The 15,306-nt window shown below is 71.6% G+C and carries 13 protein-coding genes; 7 read left to right on the forward strand and 6 right to left on the reverse strand.

Annotated features, from left to right (window positions below; genetic code table 11):
- Positions 1–127: 127 nt before the first annotated feature.
- The 3 genes from ABEA26_RS14115 to ABEA26_RS14125 form a co-directional block, all read right to left on the reverse strand.
- Complete coding sequence (locus ABEA26_RS14115) at positions 128–355, reverse strand: DUF3107 domain-containing protein (RefSeq protein ID WP_279559911.1); 228 nt, start codon at positions 353–355, stop codon at positions 128–130.
- Between the two features lie 171 nt (positions 356–526).
- Positions 527–1,168 carry a TetR/AcrR family transcriptional regulator gene (locus ABEA26_RS14120; protein ID WP_345592441.1) on the reverse strand — a complete coding sequence of 214 codons (642 nt, stop codon included), beginning with the start codon at positions 1,166–1,168 and terminating at the stop codon, positions 527–529.
- Positions 1,169–1,375: 207 nt separating this feature from the next.
- Positions 1,376–1,597, reverse strand: a complete 222-nt coding sequence (locus ABEA26_RS14125) for a hypothetical protein (protein WP_345592442.1) — start codon at positions 1,595–1,597, stop codon at positions 1,376–1,378.
- A 347-nt stretch (positions 1,598–1,944) separates the two neighbouring features.
- Between ABEA26_RS14125 and ABEA26_RS14130 the strand changes: the two genes are divergently transcribed.
- The 7 genes from ABEA26_RS14130 to moeZ all read left to right on the forward strand — a co-directional run bounded on the left by ABEA26_RS14130 (position 1,945) and on the right by moeZ (position 11,001).
- A complete protein-coding gene (locus ABEA26_RS14130) occupies positions 1,945–2,967 on the forward strand; it encodes an alpha/beta fold hydrolase (RefSeq protein ID WP_345592443.1) in 1,023 nt (340 codons plus the stop codon).
- Between the two features lie 8 nt (positions 2,968–2,975).
- Positions 2,976–4,679: a DUF3152 domain-containing protein gene (locus ABEA26_RS14135; protein ID WP_345592445.1), complete on the forward strand. Its 1,704-nt coding sequence runs from the start codon at positions 2,976–2,978 to the stop codon at positions 4,677–4,679.
- Positions 4,680–4,897: 218 nt separating this feature from the next.
- Positions 4,898–6,613 (forward strand): DUF3492 domain-containing protein, encoded by a 1,716-nt coding sequence (locus tag ABEA26_RS14140; protein WP_345592447.1) that lies wholly within the window; start codon positions 4,898–4,900, stop codon positions 6,611–6,613.
- Positions 6,614–6,852: 239 nt separating this feature from the next.
- Positions 6,853–7,863: a hypothetical protein gene (locus tag ABEA26_RS14145; RefSeq protein ID WP_425587836.1), complete on the forward strand. Its 1,011-nt coding sequence runs from the start codon at positions 6,853–6,855 to the stop codon at positions 7,861–7,863.
- A gap of 100 nt (positions 7,864–7,963) precedes the next feature.
- Positions 7,964–9,022: an SDR family oxidoreductase gene (locus ABEA26_RS14150; RefSeq protein ID WP_345592450.1), complete on the forward strand. Its 1,059-nt coding sequence runs from the start codon at positions 7,964–7,966 to the stop codon at positions 9,020–9,022.
- Positions 9,010–9,759: a spherulation-specific family 4 protein gene (locus ABEA26_RS14155; RefSeq protein ID WP_345592451.1), complete on the forward strand. Its 750-nt coding sequence runs from the start codon at positions 9,010–9,012 to the stop codon at positions 9,757–9,759. The genes ABEA26_RS14150 and ABEA26_RS14155 overlap by 13 nt, the downstream gene beginning before the upstream one ends.
- Before the next feature lie 63 nt (positions 9,760–9,822).
- Positions 9,823–11,001: an adenylyltransferase/sulfurtransferase MoeZ gene (gene moeZ / locus ABEA26_RS14160; protein ID WP_345592452.1), complete on the forward strand. Its 1,179-nt coding sequence runs from the start codon at positions 9,823–9,825 to the stop codon at positions 10,999–11,001.
- 71 nt (positions 11,002–11,072) lie between these two features.
- Here moeZ and ABEA26_RS14165 read toward each other — a convergent pair whose 3' ends face one another.
- The 3 genes from ABEA26_RS14165 to ABEA26_RS14175 form a co-directional block, all read right to left on the reverse strand.
- The gene (locus tag ABEA26_RS14165; RefSeq protein ID WP_345592453.1) at positions 11,073–12,626 is read right to left on the reverse strand and encodes an alpha/beta hydrolase; all 1,554 of its coding nucleotides are present in this window, start codon (positions 12,624–12,626) and stop codon (positions 11,073–11,075) included.
- 153 nt (positions 12,627–12,779) lie between these two features.
- Complete coding sequence (locus ABEA26_RS14170; protein ID WP_345592454.1) at positions 12,780–14,342, reverse strand: alpha/beta hydrolase; 1,563 nt, start codon at positions 14,340–14,342, stop codon at positions 12,780–12,782.
- A gap of 288 nt (positions 14,343–14,630) precedes the next feature.
- Positions 14,631–15,306 (reverse strand): lysylphosphatidylglycerol synthase transmembrane domain-containing protein (locus tag ABEA26_RS14175; RefSeq protein ID WP_345592455.1); only part of this gene is annotated, 676 nt, incomplete at its 5' end.

The raw sequence follows: 15,306 nt of genomic DNA on the forward strand, positions 1-15,306 counted from the left end.
CGTGTGTGAGCGGGAAGAACGTGTGTGAGCGGGAAGAACGTGTGTGAGCGGGAAGGACGGGAGGGGCCCGGCGGCTGGTCGCCGCCGGGCCCCTCCCGTTCTTACGTCCGTCGCCCTGCCTCCGCGGCTAAAGCGCGCCGAAGCCGACCTTGCGCGGGGCGGGTTCGCCGATCTCGACGTAGGCGAGCCGGTCGGCCGGTACCAGGACCTTGCGGCCGTGTTCGTCCACGAGACTCAGCAGCGCCGACTTGCCGGCGAGCGCCTCGGCCACCACACGCTCGACCTCCTCGGCACTCTGACCGCTCTCCAGAACGATCTCGCGGGGCGCGTGCTGCACGCCGATCTTGACCTCCACGGCTATGTCCCTCCGACGGTCAGTGAAGTGCGCGATCTTCCGCGCCGTACCCAGCACACATTAGCCCGGTGAGGGGACGTACACGTTGCGCCGGGGCACGCCAGGAGCGAACAGCCGACGGAACAGAGCCGCAGGCCCGCCGCAGCCCCGGCACACCGTGGTGGCCGGCGGTCAGTGCTGCTCGCTGCCGTGCAGCGGGAAGCCGGCGATGCCCCGCCAGGCCAGGGAGGTCAGCAGCTGCACCGCCTGGTCGCGCGGCACGCTGCGGTCGCTGTGCAGCCAGGAGCGGGCCACCACCTGGGCGAGGCCGCCCAGGCCGGAGGCCAGCAGCATCGACTCGGCGCGCGAGAGGCCGGTGTCCTCGGCGATGACGTCGCAGATCGCCTCGGCGCACTCGTTCGTGACCTTGTCGACCCGCTGGCGTACGGCGGGCTCGTTGGTCAGGTCCGACTCGAAGACCAGGCGGAAGGCGCCACCGTCGTCCTCGACGTACGCGAAGTAGGCGTCCATCGTCGCGCGAACGCGCTGCTTGTTGTCGCTCGTCGACGCGAGCGCGCTCCGTACGGACTGGATCAAGGACTCGCAGTGCTGGTCCAGCAGGGCGAGGTAGAGGTCGAGCTTGCCCGGGAAGTGCTGGTAGAGCACCGGCTTGCTCACGCCGGCGCGCTCGGCGATGTCGTCCATCGCGGCCGCGTGGTAGCCCTGGGCCACGAACACTTCCTGTGCGGCGCCCAGCAACTGGTTGCGTCGGGCTCGGCGGGGAAGGCGTGTGCCCCGCGGGCGTACCGCCTCTGTCTGCTCGATGGCTGTCACGCCGCCTCCCATGTTCGTCCTCGTGCGGTGTGCGCCGCGTCGCCATCGTACTTTTCGGTAACCGTGGTGTGTGCGCTGCGAGTGCAGAATTTCACGGGCCGGACGGTGGCGAAATTGGTACAACAGGTTTCAAAAAGGTCCAGGCCGGGCAGGGATCGCCCTCCGTTCTGCTCGGCGGACTTCTCCGTCGCCTCCTGGTGTCGCGTCTCAGCGGTAGTCGTCCTCGTCGTGCGAGACGACGCGGGCCTGTTCCGCCAGGTCGGCCTCGTTGGCGCGGTCCGGTTCGATGCCGGTCAGCGGGTCGTCGCGCTCCGGTGCGATGTCCGCCTGCTGCTCGGCGGCGTCGGCGGCGGGTGCCTCGACGTCGAATTCCTCCGGTTCCTGGGCCTCGTGGTCGAAGGTCTCGGGGTCGGTCGGGTCGACGGTCATGCTGGGCTCCCTTCCTACGAACGTCCCTGAAGATGCAGGGGCCACACGCGGGTGCCCACTCCACGAGCCTAGGAGACACCCGGTCCGGACGCCATGCGTCGGCCCGCCCCGGCCGTGCGCGCTGTCCCGCGTGTGTACCGCCCCACCCGTGCGCCGTCCCGAGTGTGCTGCCGATCCGTGCGCCGCACCGCCGGCCACAACCTGTGCCGGGCCCCCGGGCGCCTGCTGCGCCCTGTGTTCTCCTCTCCTGCGCCGTCGGCATCCGTACCCGGCCGCCGACGCGACGTACCGGCGCTTGTGACGGCGAACACATGAACCACTGCGTGATCGTCTCGTAACATTGCCGCATGCCTTCGACCGATCCGCCGTCCGTGCCGCCCGCCAACGTGCTGCCGAAGGTCGCAGCCGTCAAGGTCGCGGCCGGCGAACGGCTCAGGTCGGTGCACCTGTCCGGCATCACCCTGACGGTGCGCTCGAGGCCACCGGCCCGAGAGGGGCTGCCACCCGCGCTCTACGTCCATGGCCTCGGCGGCTCCTCGCAGAACTGGTCGGCGCTGATGCCGCTGCTGGACGGCCTCGTCGCGAGTGAGGCCGTCGACCTGCCGGGCTTCGGCGACTCGCCACCGCCGGACGACGGCGACTACTCGATCACGGGGCACGCGCGCGCTGTCATCCGCCACCTCGACGCGGCCGGGCACGGCCCCGTGCACCTTTTCGGCAACTCGCTCGGCGGCGCCGTCGTCACCCGCGTGGCCGCGGCCCGGCCCGACCTGGTGCGGACGCTGACCCTCGTGTCGCCCGCGCTGCCGGAGATCCGCGTGCAGCGCAGCGCCGTGCCGACGGGGCTGCTGGCGCTGCCCGGGGTGGTGTCGTTGTTCACCCGGCTCACCCGGGAGTGGACCGCTGAGCAGCGGGTCCGTGGCGTGACGGCGCTCTGCTACGGCGACCCGGGAAGGGTGTCCCCGGAAGGCTTCCGCAACGCCGTGGAGGAGATGGAGCGGCGGCTGCAACTGCCGTACTTCTGGGATGCGATGGCCCGCTCCGCGCGCGGAATCGTCGACGCCTACACGCTGGGCGGCCGGCACGGGCTGTGGCGACAGGCCGAACGGGTTCTCGCACCGACGCTGCTGGTCTACGGTGGACGGGACCAACTCGTCGGATACCGCATGGCCCTGCGGGCTGCCCGCACCTTCCGTGACTCCCGGCTGCTGACCCTGCCGGACGCGGGACACGTGGCGATGATGGAATATCCGGAGACCGTGGCCACGGCGTTCCGTGAACTCCTCGCGGACACCGGGGGACCGGTGGCCGGCGAGAGAACCGAAGAGGCCGTCGACGACGAGCCCGCCAACCAGACCACAGGAGGCTGAGGCGCGACGTGGGACGCCACAGCCGCCGCGGACCCGCCCCCAAGTCCGACGCCGCGGACACCGCCGCGGCGCGGGAGGACCGGCACGGCCTGCTGGGCCGGCGCCGGGCGCCCGGTCCGCCGGCGGGAGAGCAGGTGCCACCGGAGAGTGGAGCACCCGGCGCGACGCCCCCGGGGGCGACGAACGGGACCCCGGGCGGGGCGGACGGGGCTCAGGGCGAGGACTGGGGTGGCCCTCAGAGCCCTCAAGCCCCCCGAGGCCCGCATGCCCCTCAGAGGAACGCGGGCTCGGGCCCGCGGTTCCCGGACGGGACACCGGCCCAGGGCTTTCCGAGGATTGCGGACGGCACCCCGGCGCACGGTTTTCCGCGAGTGGCGGACGGTACGCCGACCCGTGATCCCAGGCTCCCCGACGGCACTCCGGCGCACGGTGTGCCGCGGGCCCGTGGCGGCCATCCCGAGCAGCGTGAACCCGGTGGCGGCTGGGGCGAGCTGGGCGGGCGGACCGGTTCCGGGCCGCCCGGTGCTCCGGCGGGGCACCATACCGGTGCCCCCTCGCCTTCCGCTCCTCTCTCGCCGCCCTCGCATCCCTCCCACTCCGGGCCCCCCGGTCGGTCCGCGAGGCCCGGCCCGCCGTTCCCGCGGCAGCGGCAGCCGGCTCCCGGGGCGCCGCGACAGGAGTACCTGGACGCCTTCGGCGGGGACGACGACGTCTTCACGGTGCCCTCGCCGCGCCGTACGCCCCTCTCCCCGCAGCCCGCCGACCCGTACGCCTCCGCGACCGATTGGAGCGCCACCGATTGGAGCGCCAATCATGGGGGCGGCGGCAGCGCGGGTAACGGCGGCATCGCGCCCGACGCCGATCTCGGCGAGGCGCCGCCCACGGGTGAACCGGCGCAGGGCAAGGGAGGTAAGGGCAGGACCTTCACCGGCATCGCCGCGGCCGCAGTCACCACCGTGCTGGCGGTCGTCGTGGCCGGTCAGGTCGCCGACGGGACGGACGGCGACGGCGCGCGTTCGCAGTCCGCCGCAGACCAGGCCCGCGACGTCGATGACTCCGCGTCGCGGACGGACGGCCGGCCCACGCCCTCCTCGTCGGAGACGGCGGCGCCGCTGACGTACGAGCAGAAGATGGAGAAGAGGTACGCGCTCAGCGCCACGCTCGAGGGTTCGGGGACATTCGACGCGATCCCCGGCATCGCCAAGGGGGCGGGGAAGGGGCAGAGGTACACCTACCGAGTGGACGTGGAACAGGGACTCGGCCTCGACGGAGAACTCTTCGCCGAGGCGGTGCGCAAGACGCTCAACGACGACCGGAGCTGGGCCCACAACGGCGCCCGCACCTTCGATCGCATCCACTCCGGGAAGCCCAACTTCGTGATCACCCTGGCCAGCCCCGGCACCACCGCGGTCTGGTGCGCCAAGTCCGGCCTGGACACCACCGAGGACAACGTGTCCTGCGACTCGGCCGCCACCGAACGCGTGATGATCAACGCCTACCGCTGGGCGCAGGGTGCGGAACCGTACGGCGACGACATCCACGGGTACCGGCAGATGCTGATCAACCACGAGATCGGCCACCGTATCGGCTTCAACCACGTCACCTGCGACAAGGACGGCGAACTCGCCCCGGTCATGCAGCAGCAGACCAAGTTCATCGACCATGACGGAATCGACTGCCGCCCCAATCCCTGGGCCTACCCCAACAGTTGATGGGCCGTAAGGCGTGGCCGTCACCTTACGTCCGGTGGTGACGTGAACCCTTAGCGCGACGGAACGCGCCCCGCACGGGAAAGTTACGCCCGTTCACCCCTTTTGGTGGCACGACGGACAACCGTCCATCGCGCCACCGCCTTGTCCGCATACGTTCGTCCCGCTGCGAGCCGCCGGGCCAACGACGGCTCCCCAAACGGGAGATCGGGGGTGCGCGCGTGCGCATCGGACTGCTTACGGAGGGTGGATATCCGTTTGCGAGCGGTGAGGTCGGCCCCTGGTGCGACCGGCTTGTGCGCGGGCTCGGACAGCACGAGTTCGACGTCTACGCGCTCAGCCGCGGCGAGCGGCAGGAGGCTGAGGGGTGGGTTCCGCTGCCGCCGCAGGTCAGCCGGGTACGCACCGCGTCGCCGTGGGACGCGGCCGAGGACGGGATCGTCCACGGACGGCGCGCTCGCCGGCGCTTCGCCGAGTGCTACGGCGGACTGGCCACGGCTCTCTGCGGGACCGCTCCCGGAGACTCGTCCGGCTTCCCGGAGGAGGCGTCGGCCGTTGAGGCGGACCGTTTCGCCAGCGCGCTGTACGGGCTCGCCGAGCTCGCCCGCGAGGAAGGCGGACTGCCCGGCGCGCTGCGCTCGGAGACCGCCGTACGCGCCCTGGAACGCGCCTGTCGTGCGCCCGGCGCCCACCGCTCCGCGCGTGAGGCGTGCGTCCCTGACCTGCTCGCCGTCGCCGCACGCCTCGAACGCGCCCTGCGCCCCCTGTCGCTCGACTGGTACGAGGACGACGGTCTCGGCGCGGTCGACCTGTGCCACGCCGCCTCCGGAGGTGCCGCGGCGCTTCTGGGCCTGCTCGCCCGGCACTTCTGCGACGTGCCCCTCCTGGTGACCGAGTACGGGGTACGCCTGCGGACGCACTACCTCACGGAACCCGACTCGACACCCGCGATACGGTCCCTGCTGGCAGCCTTCCACGGCCGGCTGGCCACCGAGACCTACCGGCGCGCGGCCGTGATCACGCCCGGCAACGCGCACGCGCGCCGATGGCAGGAGCGCTGCGGTGCCGACCGCGCCAAACTCCGCACGGTCCACCCGGGCATGGACGCGACCCCCTTCGCCGAGACCGGGGAGGCGGCGCCGGAGTGCGCCGACCCGCACACCCTCGTCTGGGTCGGCCGCGTCGAGCCCGCCAAGGACCTGGTCTCGCTGCTTCACGCCTTCGCGGAGATCCGCAAGGAAGAGCCGGCGGCCCGCCTCCGGATCGCCGGTGGCCCTTCGGGCCCCGAGGGCGCGTCCTACCTCGCCCACTGCAAGGGCCTGGCCGCCCAGCTGTTCCCCGACGAGGCCGGCGGTCCGCACGCCGTCGGACGCAACCCGGTGTCCTTCGAGGAGACCGGTGGACCAGGACTGCCGTCCCGCGCCGACGTGTATGCCTCGGGCGCCCTGGTGATCCTCTCCAGTGTTGTCGAGGGGTTCCCGGTCGGCCTCGTCGAGGCCATGCTCTCCGGTCGCGCGACGGTGTCCACGGACGTCGGCGCGGTGGTGGAGGCCGTCGGTGGCACCGGGCTCGTAGTGCCTCCGCGCAATCCCCGGGCGCTCGCCGAGGCGTGCGTCGCCCTGTTGCGGAGTCCCCAGCGCCGTGCGCGCCTGGGTGCCGCCGCGCGCGCCCGCGCACTGGAGCTGTTCACCGTCGAGCAGAATGTCACGGCATTTCACGGCATTTACCTGGAGATCCTCTCGAAGACGCCCGTGCGCCGCGTCGTCCTCGACGACACCGGCGAGCCCCTGCCGTTCGCTGTTCCCGCCGAGGCGCACGTCTCCGGCCGCTGGGCCGAGCCCGCGACCCGTGTCGTCGCTCGGGGCGGCCCCCGCTGGGCGACGGACGCCCCCGTCCGGGTCACGACCCCGGTCACCGCGACCGAGGGGGCCCGATGAGCGGCCGTGGCGAACTGGACCGCTCCGAGGCCCCGGGCAGCCAGGGCGCCTGGGACGAACGCTCGCGGGACCTTCTGACCGCCGGAGCACCTGACGCGCAACCGCCTGACGCGCAACCGCCTGACGACTGCGGTGGAGCGGGTGTGGCCGGTAATCGGTCGTCGTCCGCCGCTCGCCGTGTTGCAGCGGATCCGGTGAAGGCCCTGCTGCATCGGCATCGCGCCCTCTGCGAACGCGCCGTGGACCCTCTGGAGATCGCCGCAGGCCTGGAGGCGCACGGCGTCACCGACCGGACCGCCGCGCGCTTCCGCCACCGGGACGTCTTCTCCCTCGCGGAGGAGATGTACGCCCGCGTCCCGAGAGACGCCGACACCGCCTCTCGTTCCACGGACCAGCCGGCTCCCCGGGGGCACGCCACCTGGGTCCTCCTCGCCCTGCTGCCCGGCGCGCTGTGTGCCGCCGCCGTGGCCGGCCTGCGCCTCACCGACGGCCGACCACGCCTGGTCGCGGCCGTCGTCGGCGTCCTCGCGGTGACCCTGGCCCTGCGCACGGCCCTGCGCCGGGGGCCGTTGAGTGCCGCGGCAAGCACCACCGGCGCCTGGACCTGCTGGCTCGTCGGTTACGCCCTCCTCGGCGACGGAATGCTCCGCTCCGCGCTCGCCGGCGGCCCGGACGGCCTGCCAGACGGAACCGCCGACGGCCCGTGGCCCGTCACCGTCGCCCCCGTACTGGCCCTCGTCCTTGCCTGCGCGCCCGCGGCGGGAAGCGCCCACCTCTTCGCCGTGCGCGCCCGCCGCGAACTGATCGCCAGCCGTGGCCTGGCCGACTTCGCCGCCTCCGCACGCCCCCTCCTCCTGGGCACGTTCGCCCTGTTCATGGGCGCACTGACAGTCCTCGTCGCGCTGACCGGAGCGGTTCTCGCAGAGCCCGCCGCCCACCCCCAGGCACTCACCTTGGGCGCTCTGCTCATGCTCGCCCGCCTGCTCACCGTGCATGGCTGTACCCGCGCCCCCGCTCTGGTCCTCGCCGCTTCGGCCACCGCCGAGGCGGCCGCCCTTGCCACGCTCTTCGCCGGCCGCCTCCCCGGCTGCGGCTTCCTGGCCGCCCCAGTGGAGGCCGTGATCGCAGCCTGCGGCCCGGCCGGTGTTCCGACGGCGGCCTGCGGCCTCGGCGCCCTGACCCTCCTGGTCCACGCGGCCCGCCGCCTGACCAGGGCCTCGGCCCACGCATCGACGGAGCGGTCGCGATGACCGCGCCCCCAGACAGCCCCCCACCCGTCCGCCCCGCCCTCTGAAGGAGCCCAAAGATGACGACCTCCCGACCCGACGCCTCGGCACCGGGAGCCGCCCGATGAGAGTCCTGCTGATCGGAGCCAACGGCTACATCGGCCGCTTCGTCGCCGACCGTCTGCTCGCGGACCCGGCCGTCCAGCTCACCGCTCTCGGCCGTGGCGACGACGCCGACGTCCGCTTCGACCTCGCCACCGGCAGCCCCGGCGCCCTCACCCGCTTCCTCGACGCGGTCCACCCCGGCGTCGTCGTCAACTGCGCCGGTGCCACCCGGGGCGGCGCCCGCGAACTCACCCGGCACAACACCGTCGCCGTCGCCACCGTCTGCGAGGCCCTGCGCCGCAGCGGCTGCGGCGCCCGCCTGGTGCAGGTCGGCTGCAGCGCGGAGTACGGCCCCAGCCAACCGGGCTCCTCCACCGCGGAGGACGCCGTGCCCCGCCCCGGCGGCCCCTACGGCGTCAGTAAACTCGCCGCGACCGAACTGGTCCTCGGTTCCGGCCTGGACGCCGTGGTCCTCCGCGTCTTCTCGCCCGCCGGCCCAGGCACCCCAGCCGGTTCACCGCTGGGCCGCCTCGCCGAAGCCATGCGCCGCGCGATGCAGTCCGGCGACGGCGAACTCCGGCTCGGCGGTCTCGGTGCCCAGCGCGACTTCATCGACGTCCGCGACGTTGCCCGCGCCGTTCACGCCGCCTCGCTCTCCGCGGCACAGGGCGTCATCAACATCGGCTCCGGCCGCGCCGTGCGCCTTCGTGACGCCGCCGCCACCCTCGCCCGCGTGGCCGGCTACGGCGGCGCCCTGCACGAACTCGACGGACCGCCCGGCGCACTGCGGCCCACCATCGGCCACCCCCGGACCGAATCCGTCGGCCACCGCGTCGACTCCCTCGGACACCATCGCACCGACGGCCTCGGTCACCACCGTCCTGATCCCCTCGGGCACCGCGGAGACCGCGCCGACGTCGAGCAAGCGCCGCCGACCGCCTACCCCTACCCGGACGGCTGCGGGAGCTGGCAACAGGCCGACGTCCGTACCGCGCGCGACCGACTCGGCTGGCGGCCCCGGATCGCCCTCGAAGAGTCCCTCGCCGATATCTGGATGGAGGCGGCATGCCGTATCTGACCGGCACCACAGCGGGCACCGCCGACATCGACGTCCGCACCGGTCTCGGTGTCCCGGGGCTGGCCCACCCTCTTGTCGCCCCCGGCGAGTGGGCCGATCTCACCCGACCGGGCACACCCCTGCACTGGGTCGTCCTCAACGTCGCCGACGGCCCCGGTGCCCATCCCGACCCGCGCTGCCTGGAAGCCACCGGCCATCTGCGCAACGCGGGTGTCCGCGTCCTCGGCCACCTCGATGCCGCCTACGGGGCACGGAGCTTCGGCGCACTGATCTCCGACGCACACCGGTACCTCGACTGGTACCGGGCCGACGGCTTCGTCCTCGGCCGTTGCCCGTCCGAACGGGCAGATCTTCCCGAGGTCCGCCGCACCGTCACCAGCCTCCGGGTGATCCGTGACGACGCCCACATCGTCCTCGGTCACGGCACCCACCCCCACCCCGGGTATGCCGAGAACGCCGACCAGCTGGTCACCTTCTCGGGGCCATGGAGCGACTACCGCTGGTCCCAGGCGGCCGAGTGGAGCGCCGACCATCCGCCCGAGCGCTTCTGCCACTTCGTCCACGGCGTACCCCGCGGGCATCTGGAGGAGGCGCTGCGCATCGCCCGCTGGCAGGGCGCCGGCACGATCTACTTCACCGACCGGACGGACCGGGGTGGCCGAGTCGACCCCTGGGAGACGATGCCCGGCTACTGGGACGAGATTGTCTCGCGAGTCGGGACGGGTGTCTCGGAATGAAAAAGGCCGTGGCAGTGTTACGAGCAGAACAACCGTAATCACTGACCGACCAACGGAGTCCCCGTGTCGCTGCCACCCCTGGTCGAGCCGGCCCCCGAGCTCACCGTAGACGAGGTCCGCAGGTACTCCCGCCACCTGATCATCCCCGACGTGGGGATGGACGGGCAGAAGCGGCTGAAGAACGCGAAGGTGCTCGCCGTGGGCGCGGGCGGCCTCGGCTCGCCGGCCCTGATGTACATGGCGGCAGCCGGTGTCGGCACGCTCGGCATCGTGGAGTTCGACGAGGTCGACGAGTCGAACCTGCAGCGGCAGGTCATCCACAGCCAGGCCGACATCGGCCGCTCCAAGGCAGAGTCCGCCCGCGACACCATCAAGGGCATCAACCCGTACGTGGACGTGGTCCTTCACCAGGAGCGGCTCGAGGCCGACAACGTGATGGACATCTTCAGCCAGTACGACCTGATCGTCGACGGCACGGACAACTTCGCGACCCGCTACCTGGTCAACGACGCCTGCGTGCTGCTGAACAAGCCCTACGTCTGGGGTTCGATCTACCGTTTCGACGGCCAGGCCTCCGTCTTCTGGTCCGAGCACGGCCCCTGCTACCGCTGCCTCTACCCGGAGCCCCCGCCCCCCGGCATGGTCCCCTCCTGCGCCGAGGGCGGCGTCCTGGGTGTGCTGTGCGCGTCCATCGGCTCCATCCAGACCAACGAGGCCATCAAGCTCCTCGCGGGCATCGGTGAGCCGCTGGTCGGCCGTCTGATGATCTACGACGCCCTGGAGATGCAGTACCGGCAGGTCAAGGTCCGCAAGGACCCCGACTGCGCGGTCTGCGGCGAGAACCCGACCGTCACCGAGCTCATCGACTACGAGGCCTTCTGCGGCGTCGTCTCCGAGGAGGCCCAGGCGGCGGCAGCCGACTCCACGATCACTCCCAAGCAGCTCAAGGAGTGGATCGACGACGGCGAGAGCATCGAGCTCATCGACGTCCGCGAGCCGAACGAGTTCGAGATCGTCTCCATTCCGGGTGCCCGGCTGATCCCGAAGAACGAGTTCCTCATGGGCTCGGCACTGGAGAGCCTCCCGCAGGACAAGAAGATCGTCTTGAACTGCAAGACGGGTGTCCGCAGTGCGGAAGTGCTGGCGGTCCTCAAGTCCGCAGGCTTCTCGGACGCCGTGCACGTCGGCGGCGGCGTGATCGGCTGGGTCAACCAGATCGAGCCGGAGAAGCCCGTCTACTGACCGGGTCTCGACCTCGTTTCCCGGACGGCGGGGGTTTCGGGCACCGCAGGTGCCCGAAACCCCCGCCGCCGTCATGAGCAGACCTTGCCGTCCTCGGGCACCGTCCCCTTCAGCAGATAGGCGTCCACCGCGGAGTCGACACAGTCGCTCCCGCTCCCGTACGCCCCGTGCCCCTCGCCCTTCCACGTGAGCACCACACCGACGTCCTTGCCCAGCTCGTCCGCCATCCTGCGGGCACCCTCGTAGGGCGTGGCCGGGTCGCCGGTGTTGCCGACCACCAGGATCGGAGCCGCGCCGGGAGCGCTCACCTCCGGGGTCTCGTGCTGACCGGCCACCGGCCAGTCGTGGCACCACCCGGCCGTGTCCCAGCCGAGGAAGGCCCCGAACACGGGCGAGACCTTCTCGAACCTCGGCAGCAGCTTCTTCGTCTCCTCCAGGGTCGGCCGCTGCTTGTCGTCCAGGCACGATATGACCCGTTGGGAGTGGGTCGACGTGCCGTAGTGCCCCGAGGGGTCACGCTCGTTGTAGCCGTCGGCGAGCGCCAGCAGCTCCGAGCCGTCGCCCTCCTCGGCCGCTGCCAGCGCGCTGGTCAGGGCCAGCCACCCGTCCTTGCTGTAGAGCGGCAGCACGATACCGGTCAGCGCCAGAGTCTGCGTCAGTTTGCGCCCGGGCGACGACGTCGACAGGGGCTCCGCGTCGAGCCGCTCCAGCAGCCCGGCGATCTCCCGCGACCCCTGTTCCAGGTCCTTGCCGGTGGATTTCAGATAGTCGTCCAACGCGCGCTGGAAGCCCCTGGCCTGGTTCTCGGCGTGGCCCATCGTGTCGGCGCTCGGGTCCACGACCGCGTCGAGGATCACGCGCCCCACGTGCCTGGGGAACAGGTGGGCGTAGACGCCGCCGAGTTCGGTGCCGTAGGAGATGCCGAAGTAGTGCATCTTCTCGTCGCCCAGCACATGCCGCATCAGATCCATGTCGCGGGCGGTGTCCGTGGTCGAGACGTGCGCCATCAGCTTTCCGGCGGCCTTCTCGCAGCCCTTGCCGAAGTCCGCGGCGTCCTTCAGGTAGGCCTGCTCCTCGGTCGCGGTGTCCGGCGTGGAGTCCACCGATTCGGCGTCCTCGATCGCGTCGTCGCCGCGGCAGCGGATGCCCTCGCTGGCGGCCACCCCGCGCGGGTCCCAGCTCACCAGGTCGTACCGCTCATGCAGGGAGGAGACGGTACCCGCGTAGGAGGGCATCATGGAGATGCCCGAGCCGCCGGGGCCGCCGAAATTGAACAGCAGGGAGCCGATGCGCTCGTCGCCGGTGGCCTTGGCGCGGATCAGCGCGAGGCCGATCGTCTCGCCGCCCGGCTCGGCCCAGTCCAACGGCGCCTCGAGCGTGGCGCACTGCCAGTCGTCGCCCGGGGCGGGGGAGTCGGCGGTGCCCTTGCAGCGGTCCCAGGCGAGCGTCTGGGAGGCCAGTGACTCGGGCACCCCGGAGGGTACCGCCGCCGACGGCCGCGCGCTGCTCGTCCCCCCTGTCCCTCCATCGTCCTCGTCGCCGCCGGACGAGCCGCTGGTGCAGCCCGCCGTAGTCAGCAGGGCGGCGGCGGCCGTCAGAGCCGTCCACCGTACGAGACGTGCCATGTGCTCTCCCCCTCGCAAGCCGTCCGCGCCGTGCGGCGGAAGGCGGTCATGCCATGGTAGGCGGATCACGTAATGCCCGCTGAGCCCTGTGGATAACGCCCTGACCTGCCACTACGTGCGAAATCTGGGATGCGGGAGGGGGAACGGGAGGGGTCAGGTGCAGACGGTTCTGGCCTCCGGTACCTTCCCGTCCAGCAGGTAGCCGTGCACCGCGTCCTGCACGCAATTGTTCTTGCTGTCGTAGGCACCGTGACCCTGGCCCTTGTAGGTCAGCTCCACGCCGACGCCCTTCCCCAACGCGGCCGCCATCCTCCCCGCACCCTCGTAGGGCGTCGCCGGATCGCCGGTGTTGCCGATCACCAGGATCGGCGGGGCGCCCGGCGCGCTGACGTCGGGATGGTCGGCGGCACCGGCGACAGGCCAGTCGGTGCAGCTGACCATGGACCAGGCGAGGTAGTCGCCGAACAGCGCGGAGGCGTTCCGGAAGTCGGGCAGCTCGCGCTCCACGTAGGCGGTGTCGTACCGCGGCTTGTCGTCGGCGCAGTTGATGGCGACGTTGGCCGCGGTGATGTTGCTGTACTCGCCGTTCTCGTTACGCCCGTTCAACGCGTCCGACAGCACCATGAGGACCCTGCCGTCACCGTCGTACGCCTGTTCCAGGCCTTCGGTGAGGTACTCCCAGAAGTCCTTCGAGTACAGCGACTGCGCGATGCCGCCGGTCGCGGCGGTCTGGGTCAGTTCGCGGGGGAAGACACCGGGGATCGGCGTGCGGTCGAGGTCTTTCAGGAGCCGCGCGATACGGTCCTTGACGTTCTGGGCGCTGTCCCCGACAGGGCAGTCCTCGACCTTCGACACGCAGTCCTCGGCGAAGTTGTCGAGCGCGAGCTGGAAACCCTTCGCCTGCGCGAGTGAACTCTCCTCCGGCGTCTGCGTCGGGTCGACGACCGCGTCGAAGACGGCCCGGCCCACCTTCTCGGGGAACAGGTGGGCGTAGACGCCGCCGAGTTCGGTGCCGTAGGAGATGCCGAAGTAGTGCAGCTTGTCGTCGCCCAGCACCTGGCGCATCAGGTCCATGTCGCGGGCTGCGTCGGTGGTGCGCAGGTGCGGCAGAATCTTCTTCGAGTTCTTCTCACAGGCCGCGTTGAACTCCTCGGTGTTGTCCAGCAACTCGGTGCGCTCGGCCGCGTCGTCCGGGGTGGCGTCCTGCTGGAAGTAGGTGTCGAGCTGCTTGTCGTCCAGGCATTCCACGGGGGCGCTGCGGCCGACGCCGCGCGGGTCGAAGCTGACCAGGTCGTACCTGGTGCGCAGCTTCGCGTAGTCCTGGCCGAAGGCGGGCAGCGTGGTGACGCCCGATCCGCCGGGGCCGCCGAAGTTGAAGACGAGCGAGCCGATCCGCCGGTCCGCCTCACCGTTGGCCGCGGCCCGGATCAGTGCAAGGCCGATCGTGTCGCCCTCGGGGTGGTCCCAGTCGAGCGGCGCCTTCATGGTGGCGCACTGCCACTCGTCGCCGTCCGGCAGCGGAGAGGGAGCGGCGCCGCCGCCTTCGGCCTCGGACGGTGCCGGGCAGTCCTTCCAGCCGAGCTTCTGGGCCGTCAGGTCCTCGTCACTGCCCGAGTCGTCTCCCGAGTCGTCGCTGCAGCCGGCCAGCAGAGCGAACATGGTTACGGTGGTGGCAGCGGTCAGGGCGGCGGCGCGCAGCCGGAAGGATTTCGGCATGTACCCATCGTGCGGGCCCGCGGGGCCGTGCGCTCGGGGCAGGAGCCGTACGAGGTACGGGGCGAGCCGCAACCGGGACGTACTCGCGTGAGGCAATCCGCGCGGACTACGCGCGCGGGGCGACGTGTACGGGCCTGCGTGCGCAACGACGCGTACGAATCAACGGGCATGAGGCGGCGCGTACGAATCAACGGGCACGAGGCGGCGCGTACGAATCAACGGGCATGAGGCGGCGCGTACGGATGCTCCTCGGCGTACGAGGCGGCTGGTTCTCGGCGTACGGCGCTGTTACAGCGCCTCTTTCCGCGTCAGGTGGTTGAAGACCAGCCAGCCCGGCAGCACCGGCAGCCACAGTGTGAGCAGCCGGTACAGCAGCACCGCGGGGGCGGCGACCTCCTTGGGCAGACCGACGGCGATCAGGCCGACCGTCAGGGTCGCCTCCACCGCGCCCACACCGCCCGGTGTCGGCGCCGCGGATCCCAGCGCGTTGCCGGCGAGGAAGACGACCGCGACGCTCGCCAGGCTGATCGACGTCGACTCGTCGCCGAAGGCCCGGACCGAGGCGTCCAGGCACATCACGAAGCAGGCGGTGAGCAGCAGCATGCCGCCGATGCCGGTGACCAGCTTCTGCGGTCGTTGCAGCACGTCCAGCATGCGCGGCACGACACCGGCGAAGAGCGACCGCACGCGCGTGACGACGAATTTCCGCAGGAACGGCACCGACGTCACCACGAGCACGAGCACCGCCACCGTCAGCAGACCCGCGATGACCGTCCGGGACGGCGACAGCGACGGTGTCTTCTCGGTGCCGGTCAGATAGCCGAAGGACAGCAGCATCAGGATGTGACAGCCGAGCCCGAACAGCTGCGACGCGCCGACACTCGCCACCGCGAGCCCCGGTCGTACTCCCGCGCGCTGCAGGAAGCGGGTGTTCAGGGCGACGCCGCCGACCGCCGCGGGGGCG

This window comes from Streptomyces marokkonensis (genome assembly GCF_039539045.1).
Taxonomy (GTDB): domain Bacteria; phylum Actinomycetota; class Actinomycetes; order Streptomycetales; family Streptomycetaceae; genus Streptomyces; species Streptomyces marokkonensis.